We start from the raw sequence: 7,597 nt of genomic DNA, 5'->3' as shown, positions 1-7,597 counted from the left end.
GCGCCCTGCTCGCCGCCGGTGGCCACCGGCCGTGGCGGAAGACGCCTACCCACGCTCATCTGTGAAGGGCCTGTAATGTTCCGCCACTATTTGGGGCCAATGCCGGAGTTATCCACAGATTGGCCAGGGCCGATGATTCGCGTTCGCTCAACGGCTTAGATCGAGGCAGGCGCATGAGGCGCCCGACAGAATCTATGGGGGTAATCGTGAATCGTGTACTTGAGAACTCGACAAAAACTTGCTCGGCCGGACGGGCTCGGGCCGCCGTTGCGGGGGCTGCGGCGTTGATCATGGGTGGACTGTTGGTGGGCTGCGGAGAGTCCTCGGCTGAAGAGAACTCGAGTCCCAGCCAGAGCGCCTCCTCGACCTCCAGCGAGTCGGCCAGCAGCACGCCCAGTCCGACGACGTCGCCCACTCGCGTTTCCAACCCCGACCACGACAACCTGGACCCTCGCGGCCCGTTGCCCGGATCGACCGCGTGGGAGCAGATGACGGAGAACGATCAGTGATCCTGCGCGGGCCGGGGTCGCGCGGCGTGTGAGACAGTGAACCCGACTAGCACCGTCGAGCAGGCAGGGATGTGCAATGGGAAGGGCCACAGACTCCACCTCTCAATCCATGAGTGACTCTACGGACGAAGGGCCCATCGAGCACCGGAGCCACCTCCTGGCCGACGGGCGCGAGGCCATATTCTTCAGCGACCGCGGCACCGCGCCCGTAGAGCACGTGATCGATACCCGTCCGCTGGGCGAGCGCTCCGGTCACGGTCAGGTGCGTTTTGATCGGCTGACGGGGGAGTGGGTCGCGGTGGCCGCTCACCGGCAGAGCCGCACGTATCTACCGCCGGCCGATGAGTGTCCGCTGTGCCCGTCGGTGGGCGGCAAGGCGTCGGAGATTCCGGCGGAGGACTTTCACGTAGTCGCGTTCGAGAACCGCTTCCCGTCGCTCGGCCCGGAGCTGGGGGAACTGCCGTCACCGGAAGGTGCGATGGGACGGGAACTGTGGGGAGCGCCGTCGTCCGCGTATGGCCGCTGCGAAGTGGTGGTCTACACGCCCGAGCACGAGGGCTCTTTCGGGACCCTGCCTTTCGAACGCGCCCGCACGGTGGTCGAGGCCTGGGCCCAGCGCACCGAGGCGCTGTCCGCCATGACGGGTATCCGCCACGTGTTCCCGTTCGAGAACCGCGGTGAACAGATCGGCGTGACCCTGCACCATCCGCACGGGCAGATCTACGCCTACCCGTATGCCGCACCCACCGCAGCCCGCCTGGCTGAGCGCTCGCGGGCGCACCTGGACACCACCGGCTGGCCGCTCATGGGCGAACTGCTGCGCGATGAAACCGAAGCTGGCGACCGCATGGTCCTGACCGGCGATCACTTCTCCGCCTACGTCCCCTACGCCGCTCGGTGGCCGTTGGAAGTGCACCTGGTCCCGCATCGACAGCTCCCCGATCTTGCGGCACTGACCGGCAACGAACGCGATGAACTTGCCGTGCTTTACCGCGATCTCGTGCAGCGCGTGGACCGGCTCTACTCGACCCCCACGCCCTACATCGCCGCATGGCACCAGACGCCGATCACCACTGCGGATCGCGAAGCCGGCTGGCTCCACCTCCAGCTGACCAGCCCCCGCCGAGCCGAGGACAAACTTAAATTCCTCGCCGGCTCCGAGGCCGCCATGGGCGCCTTCATCAACGACATCACCGCGGAACAGACCGCCGAACGCCTGAGGCAGGCTGCGTCATGAACCACCAGCCCACCCAGCATGACGAGCGCACCCGCGCCGAACGTCTCACCCACCGTTTCACCGAGCTCTTTGGCCACGAACCGCACGGCGTGTGGCGGGCCCCGGGCCGGGTGAATCTGATCGGCGAGCACACGGACTACAACGACGGCTTCGTGCTCCCGTTCGCGATTGACCGCGCGGCCATGGTGGCGGTGCGGCTGAAACAGCCGTCCGACACGAGAACGGGAACCGCGGACTTGGCCTCCACTTACGCCCCGGGCGGTGGCGACTACTCCCGCGCCAGCTTCACCGTTTCAGAACTCACCCCCGGATCGGTCGACGGCTGGGGCGCCTACCCCGCCGGCGTCGTGTACGTCCTGGCTAGCTTGGATGGCGCGGACGTGCCCGGGTTCGAGCTACTCCTCGACTCCACCGTGCCCGTGGGCGCGGGCCTGTCCTCATCCCACGCGGTCGAAGTCGCCACGATCGTCGCCCTCAACGACCTCCTCGGCTTGGGCCTGAGCCACCCCGACCTCGCCCGCCTCACCCAGCGCGCCGAAAACGAATTCGTCGGCGCGCCCACCGGCATCATGGACCAGTCCGCCTCCCTCATGGGCCGGGCCGGCGGCGCGCTGTTCCTCGACTGCCGCACCCTCGAATCCGAGATCGTGCCCCTACCCCTCACCGAGTACGGCCTCAGCGTTCTCGTGATCGACACCGAGGTCGCCCACTCCCACACCGACGGCGGGTACGCCGCCCGCCGCGCCTCGTGCGAGCGCGCCGCGGCCACTTTGGGCGTCAACTCCCTGCGCGACATCCCCATCGCCGACGACGCCGCTCCAGCCACCTTCTCAGCCACCAGTAGCGTTCCCGGCTCTGCGCCTAACACCGCCGCCGATGCCGCTCCTGCCACGGGTACCGTCCCGGGTGCCGCGCCCAACAGGGGAACCCTGAGAACGGATTTGCCCGCCCAAGACCCCCTCGACGTCCTCGACGATGAAACCGCCCGCCGAGTCCGGCATGTGCTGAGCGAAAACGCCCGAGTGCTGGAGACGGTGCAGCGGCTGCGCAAGGGCGACCTGAGCGGCGTCGGCGAACTGATGACCGCCTCGCATGTCTCGCTGCGTGACGATTATGAAGTCTCCTGCCTCGAACTCGACCTCGCCGTCGACGCAGCCCTGGACGCCGGGGCCATCGGCGCCCGAATGACAGGCGGCGGTTTCGGCGGCTCCGCGATCGCCCTCGTTCACGAGAGCCAGCTGGACCAGGTCCGAGACGCCGTCCTCAGAACCTTTGCCGACCACGAACTACAGTCCCCGGACACCTTCACCGTCCTCCCGGCGGATGGTGCGCAGCGGATTACATTCGCGGGTCCTGGCTGTCAGGAAGATGTCCGGCGTTCAGGTACAAGGTGAACGCGGAGCTCAGAATGGTCGATCTCCGGATGGACGGTGTTTAGGTAGTCACGAACCTGCTGCTTGGCCCGATCAAGAGTGCGGACTTGGGTCGCATTGTCCTCGTCCAGGATCAGTTCCCACCCGTGTGACCATTGCCGGGCGGTCACGGTGATTTCGGTTTTCATGTTGACCTTTCCGATTCCGTTCATCGCGATACTCGTGGTCAGCGCCGACCGCAAAGCTGGTTCAGACCCAAAGCGCACAATTGTATTGCCATCCGTGGGGGACTCCCATGTGAGAGATTGGGACGATTTGGACGTTTGGAAAGCTCCTCATGACGGCAGGGAGCAAGGTGTTCCGTCCGAGGTCAAGCCGGTCAGACAAGAATTGAATGAGAGTGAGCTGGCCAAACGTGCGGTTCCATTCTGTGGAGACTGCATCGAGATCCGGGTGACGTCCGACTTTCGGGAGCTTTGGCACGATTGTGTGCACCCTGTTAAACAGTCTCCCGTGGTGAGCGCAGGTGTTTCGGACGAGGTTGAGTGATTTAAGCCAGCTCGTCAGCTGAGGTGCGCTCAGGCCACAGGCTTCAGCGACAGTGTCTTGAACATGTCGCGGCGCAAAGCCGTACAGGTAAGTGAGACTTCCCCAGTCCATCAGTTCCGTCGCGGCCCAGACAGGCAACCGCCCACCGTACTTTTTGTCGTGGTGTGCAACGAAGTCTTCGCGGGACTTGTTCAGTTCACCCTTGTATCTCTCGAGCCATCGGGGGTATCGATCACCGGATTGAGCAGTCGGTCCTAGTTTTGAAGGAATCAAGTGGGCACATGGATCGATACGGCCCAGCTCATGCCCAAGTAGGGCGCGAATGGCGAGCTCGACGGGCATCAAGGCTGAGAATGTGGCAGCACGGAGACGAGCGTCGAAGTTGTACAGTGCAACGACATCGCTGAATCGGGCCCCGGCGTAGAAATCATCTTGTCGTCCGGATGATGTCTGTTTGCGGAACGGGTACCAGTATCCGCTCAATCGGTAGTAGTTAACTCTCCGGAGCGTCTGTATTGCGAGTTCCCGGTCGCCCATGTCCATGCCTCGTTGGGCAAGGATGTCTACTTGCTCGCCGTAGGTCTTGTATGCCTTGACTTCTTCGTTCATGAGGGCTGTCCGGAAAAAATGAGGACCGGCCCTGGACCTACTGACGTAGGCGGAACCGGTCTTAGTGATGCAGAGTCTACGCGGGTGGATCGGCCGCTCGCAAGTGAGCCACGTTGGTGAAATGGCTCATTCGGAACGTAATGAGTAGGTTCCCCGAAAATCATTGAGACGTCCCAGCGGGACCATCCTGGCCATCTGTTACCAACACCTCGCGTCCCATGAGCCGGTTGAGATACCCCGCGCCGGACGCGGGAATATTGTCGAACCAAGTAAAGGGGTGGCGCTCGGCAAGGATAGGTGGCAACAGCGGATGTTCCCGATACAGCGGTACCTCCCATTCGTCCCAACGACACTGATCGTCGAAGTAGCTGCTGACCGCATCCCAATCTTCATCGCCCACACGTTCGTCTTCACTGGCGCGAGCCGGGAGCTCATCAAAGAGCTCGGGGATGTCCTCCATGGTCACTTGAGCGTCACTCAACGACATGGCGATCAGGAGTTCGTCCATATACGCGCCTTCTCGGTCGAATGGGAGAACCCCTTTGGCGATCTCGTCCGAGACGGCGTAGCAACGTTCAGCCACTTTGGCGGCCCAGGAACGACTCTCATTTACGTGCATCATGATGCGCAGATCGAGTTGATCGAAGGGCGAAACCTGGTGAAGTGGTTCGCAGGAGGGATCTTTCAGCCACTCCCCTATGTATAAGTCAGCCCATAAATCAATCGTTGCTGCGATGGCGTAAGCCTGTCGAGGAGTGAGGTAAGAGCAATCTTGCCAGGATCTCTCGAACGCCTGGATTTCAGTCTTGTCCTCACGAACAGGGTGCTCAGTGCTGAACACTGCCTCACATGCGACACGGGTGCTGGCGCGGACCGAGCGGGGGTCCTCTTCCCAGCGGCGCCAGGTGGCCAAGCTAATTCCTGCGTTGGCCGCCGCTTCTATCTGGGTCAGGCCGAGAGCCTCGCGTTGTTCCCGCCGATGGTTCATGAATCAACACTATTGAGTACTCACTGAGTATTCAACACTTCTCTCTTTTTCTCTTCTAACTCCTCGTCAAGGACGGTCTCCGCGTAAGACATCAAGAATCGAGGGAAAATCGCGCTTGGAGTTCTTGCGCTTGATCCTCAGTGCTTTCCAACCGCCTTCACGGCGAGCGGGGCGAGTGATCCGGAGCGAAGGTTCAGGCGCGTCCAGTGGCACAATCCGGCCAACGGGTGTCCCGCTATTCGTCAGAATGAAAGAGTGCCCTTCACCCACTTGCCGGAGCACACGACCAGACTCGTTATGGAGCTGGTGTAGCGAGAGGCTCTCGACTGGAGGTTCCACGGCGCTCATGAACCAAACGTAAGACAGGTCCCGTACGAGGTCCAGGGGTTACTCCGGGCTGCCGAAACTCTGCTAGACCCGCCCACTGCCTCAATCCTCCCGCAACTCATACGCCGCCGCGCGCTGCTGGACCCGCCGCAACCGCTCGACGTCGAACTTCCGGCTCCGGTCGAAGCCGTAGATCCCGTTCTTCTCCTGGAACACATCGGTGAGCTGCGTGTAGCAATAGCCGAACATGTTGGGGTCATCCAGCAGCACGTTGGTCAGCCCCTCGAAGCGGTCGTAAAAATCCTCTTCACTGCGCACACGGTCCCCGTAGCCCCAAGAATCGGCCTGGTCCTGGCCCGCGGATTCCGCATCAGCGCGAGCGGCTTCCTCCTTGTTCCACCAAATACCCCCGTACTCCGAGATGAAGAACGGCTGCCCGGCATACGGCACCGAGTATTCCGGCCGCGCGTGGGGGAGGGCGATCTCACCTCCGTGGTACCGGTTCACGTGCGGATCCCCGTGCGCCAGCCCGGCCTGCTCCGCGCGGAACGCCTCGGGATCCTGCTCGTAGGAGTGCGAGTCGTAGACATCGGTCTCGCGCACTCGATGCGAGTACCCGGACGCATCGATCACCGGGCGGGTCGGATCCGCCATTATGGTGGCCCAGAACATGGCCTGGGTGACGTCGTCGAGCACGGTGATCCGGTCGTGCAGCACCTGGTGCGTCTCGTTGAGCGGGCACCAGCCCACGATGGACGGGTGGTTCACGTCCCGCCGCACCGCCTCGATCCATTGCGCCACGAACGACGCATTCGGCTTCTGGTTATGCCCCACCGGCCCCTGCCCGGACACACCCCAGTCCCCGAATTCTCCCCACACCAGGTATCCGCGCAGGTCAGCGTGGAAAAGAAACCGCTCCTCGAAGACCTTTTGATGCAGGCGCGCGCCGTTGAAGCCCGCCGCCATGGACAGCTCGATGTCCTCGATGAGCGCCTGATCGCTCGGTGCCGTCATGAGCGATTCCGGCCAGTACCCCTGATCGAGCACGAGCCGCTGGAACACCCGGCGCCCGTTTAGTCGGAACGAAGTGCCGTCGATACTCACCGATCGCAGCGCCGCGTAACTGCGCACCCGGTCGAGTTCCGCGCCGTCGGCCTCAGCGAGCACCGCGACTTCCACGCCATATAGTTGCGGGTCGCCCACGTCCCACAGCCGCACGTCCTCTTCGGCAATGCTGACGACGGCGCTCGGCGCCAGATCGAAGCCCGTCCGCACCGATTCTTCGGCGACCAATCGACCATCGGGATCGGACACGCGAACCCGCAGCACGCCGTCGGCGAGGTTGCGGGACAGCGGCACCAGAACCGTGAGCGTCCGGGAGGCGACGCTCGGCGTGATCTGCAGACGCTCGACCGCTACCGGTGGCACGCCTTCAAGCCAGACCGTCTGCCAAATCCCGGTGGTGCGCGTGTAGTGGCAGTGGGTGTTGGCGAACCAGGTGGCCTGCTTGCCGCGAGCCTGGACCTCGCGGTGCAGGTCGCGGGCGCGCACGGTGATCTCCACCTCCTCGCCCGGGCCAACTACGCTCGAGAGGTCTGCGCTGAACGGGGTGAAGCCGCCGCGGTGACGAGCGACCTCAACCCCGTTCGCCCACACCGTGGCGTCGTAGTCCACGGCGCCGAAGTGCAGCACCGAACGCAGCCCATCCCACTCGGCCGGGACCGTGATGACCCGGCGGTACCAGACGGCCTCCAGGAAATCGGTCTCCCCGACCCCGGACAGTTCAGACTCCGGCGCGAACGGAACGGTGATCGTTCCGGCCAGCGGCCGCGAGACCAGCCCGCGGTCGATTCCCGAGTCACTGCGGTCGATCTCGAAATCCCACTGACCGTTGAGATTCACCCAGTGCTCCCGCACGAACTGCGGGCGCGGATGCTCCGGACGGGGAATCCCAGGCTCGGGGGAGACGGGCGGGTCGAACGTGCTGATGGTCATGCGGGTCCTC

At 63.7% G+C, this 7,597-nt stretch carries 8 protein-coding genes; 3 read left to right on the top strand and 5 right to left on the bottom strand.

Going from position 1 to position 7,597, the window contains the following annotated elements:
* Positions 1 to 206 precede the first annotated feature (206 nt).
* The 3 genes from RF638_RS14345 (at position 207) to galK (ending at position 3,140) form a co-directional block, all read left to right on the top strand.
* Entirely contained in the window at positions 207 to 509 is a 303-nt protein-coding gene (locus RF638_RS14345) for a hypothetical protein (RefSeq protein WP_129701202.1), read from the top strand.
* Between the two features lie 109 nt (positions 510 to 618).
* Entirely contained in the window at positions 619 to 1,746 is a 1,128-nt protein-coding gene (galT, locus tag RF638_RS14340; RefSeq protein WP_129701204.1) for a galactose-1-phosphate uridylyltransferase, read from the top strand.
* Entirely contained in the window at positions 1,743 to 3,140 is a 1,398-nt protein-coding gene (galK, locus tag RF638_RS14335) for a galactokinase (protein ID WP_368842309.1), read from the top strand. The genes galT and galK overlap by 4 nt, the downstream gene beginning before the upstream one ends.
* Here galK and RF638_RS14330 read toward each other — a convergent pair.
* From RF638_RS14330 to RF638_RS14310, 5 genes are all read right to left on the bottom strand, one after another.
* The gene (locus RF638_RS14330; protein ID WP_368842308.1) at positions 3,107 to 3,307 is read right to left on the bottom strand and encodes a hypothetical protein; all 201 of its coding nucleotides are present in this window, start codon (positions 3,305 to 3,307) and stop codon (positions 3,107 to 3,109) included. The genes galK and RF638_RS14330 overlap by 34 nt on opposite strands.
* 61 nt (positions 3,308 to 3,368) lie before the next feature.
* Complete coding sequence (locus tag RF638_RS14325; RefSeq protein WP_368842307.1) at positions 3,369 to 4,277, bottom strand: Abi family protein; 909 nt, start codon at positions 4,275 to 4,277, stop codon at positions 3,369 to 3,371.
* Positions 4,278 to 4,437: 160 nt separating this feature from the next.
* On the bottom strand, positions 4,438 to 5,265 hold the full coding sequence (locus tag RF638_RS14320; RefSeq protein WP_259917210.1) for a helix-turn-helix transcriptional regulator: 828 nt from the start codon (positions 5,263 to 5,265) through the stop codon (positions 4,438 to 4,440).
* A gap of 66 nt (positions 5,266 to 5,331) precedes the next feature.
* Complete coding sequence (locus RF638_RS14315; protein ID WP_259917208.1) at positions 5,332 to 5,613, bottom strand: type II toxin-antitoxin system Phd/YefM family antitoxin; 282 nt, start codon at positions 5,611 to 5,613, stop codon at positions 5,332 to 5,334.
* An 81-nt stretch (positions 5,614 to 5,694) separates the two neighbouring features.
* Positions 5,695 to 7,587: a glycoside hydrolase family 2 protein gene (locus RF638_RS14310; RefSeq protein WP_368842306.1), complete on the bottom strand. Its 1,893-nt coding sequence runs from the start codon at positions 7,585 to 7,587 to the stop codon at positions 5,695 to 5,697.
* Positions 7,588 to 7,597: the final 10 nt, after the last annotated feature.

This window comes from Kocuria sp. CPCC 205235, from assembly GCF_040980905.1.
GTDB lineage: Bacteria > Actinomycetota > Actinomycetes > Actinomycetales > Micrococcaceae > Kocuria > Kocuria carniphila.
The sequence above is the reverse complement of the archived record's forward strand: the minus strand, read 5'-3'. Positions and strand labels throughout refer to the sequence as shown.